This window comes from Candidatus Atribacteria bacterium, from assembly GCA_011056645.1.
GTDB classification, from domain to species: Bacteria; Atribacterota; Phoenicimicrobiia; order Phoenicimicrobiales; family Phoenicimicrobiaceae; genus Sediminicultor; species Sediminicultor quartus.
Map to the genome: position 1 here is coordinate 1 of DSEL01000203.1, position 1,636 is coordinate 1,636.

At 35.1% G+C, this 1,636-nt stretch carries 2 protein-coding genes; both read right to left on the reverse strand.

Features of this window, described 5'->3' with window-relative positions; translation table 11 throughout:
* Positions 1–699, reverse strand: a 699-nt coding sequence (locus ENO17_09545) for a 2,4-dihydroxyhept-2-ene-1,7-dioic acid aldolase (protein ID HER25275.1), incomplete at its 3' end; no start/stop codon positions are given.
* Positions 684–1,636: hydroxyacid dehydrogenase (locus ENO17_09550; GenBank protein ID HER25276.1), on the reverse strand; the 953-nt coding region annotated here is incomplete at its 5' end. The genes ENO17_09545 and ENO17_09550, both read right to left, overlap by 16 nt.

The following is a 1,636-nucleotide window of genomic DNA, read 5'->3' on the forward strand; positions in this document are numbered from 1 at the left end:
TTCTATCTTATAATTGATGGAACCTATTTCTACGCGGGGGCGGATTCCCTTCTCTAATGCTGTTTTAATGGTTTTTAACTCTGCCTCTTTTACTTTTGGGTGATTACGCTGCCCTGGATATCCTAAACTTAAAGAATAATCACCGGATCCAAATTGTACCATATCTATACCATCTATTGAGAGAATCTCTTCTAAATTATCAACGGCCTCTTTTTTTTCAATCATTAAAGCTACTACAGCTTCATCCATCGCCTTCACATATTCTTGAGAACCAGCTTCAACATAATATCCAACATTCCTACGATTAGCTGCTCCATTAACCCCTTTAGTTTGAGGGGTTTCTGCTCTTACAATACCCACACATTCTTTAGCATCTTCCATAGTTCTAATATCAGCAAAAAGAATATTTTGTATCCCCGAACCTAAGGCTCTCTGGGCAATAAATGCCCTATTATTTTGATCTACTTTAATCATGGAGGACATATCAAAAAGCTCAACTGCTCTTCCAAAATTTTCTAAATCATGAATGCTCCAAGGCGAATATTCTCCCAAAAACTCTACATAATCGAATATCCCGATATGACCTATAATTTCAACCATCCCCGGCCATACACTTAGAAGACGAGTACCAATAGTTGCCTTACTGGCTCTTATTAATTCTCTAAGTTTATTCTTCCTCATTTTTAATTCCTCCCGCATTTCCTAAACTGATATTTTTTTGGATTGTTAGCTGGGTATTTTGGCTTTTTACCTTCCAAAATTCGAATAATATCTTCTGCAACCAGTGCCATTTTAACCATAGCATCTTTAGTATTTCCGGCCGAATGGGGGGTAACGACAACATGATCTAATTTAAATAAAGGATTATCTTTGATTGGAGGTTCATCGATAAAAACATCAATGCCTGCTCCAGCTATTTTATTTTCTCTTAGGGCGTTAATCAGATCCCCTTCATCTACAATTGGACCTCTTGAAGTGTTAATAAAATAAGCGGTTTTTTTCATTAAATCAAATTTTTTCTTATTAAAAAAATTTTCAGTATCCTTATTTAGCGGTAAAGATAATATAACAAAATCGCTACTCTCACAAATTTCTTCTACTGTTCCAAACTTAATGGCTAATTCTTTTTCAGCTATTTTCTTTCTTGTTCTACTAAAATAAGAAACTTCCATATTAAATCCTTTTTTACAAATTTCTGCAGTTCTATAACCTATCTTCCCCAAACCGATTATCCCCACTTTTTTTCCGGATAATTCCTGTCCAACAAGGTAATGACCATAATCCCATTTACCCTCTCTCAATGCTTGATCAACTTTTGTTATAGGTTTTGCTATGTCCAACATTAGTCCAATATTATGTTCCGCTACTGCTTCATAATTCGCATAAGGAGTATTCACAACATAGACTCCTAATTCTTCTGCACCTTTTACATCGATCTTGTCTAAACCTACTCCATGTCTACCAATAGCTTTTACCGTGGGGCATTGTTCTAGCATTTTTTTAGTGATAAATCCGCGGTCTCTCTTAATGACTGCATCTTTTCCAAATAAAGCACTGGTAATTCTTTCCTCATCATACTTTTCTATATAGAAAATATCGGCTTTTTTCTTAAGAATATCAATTCCTTTCTGATCAA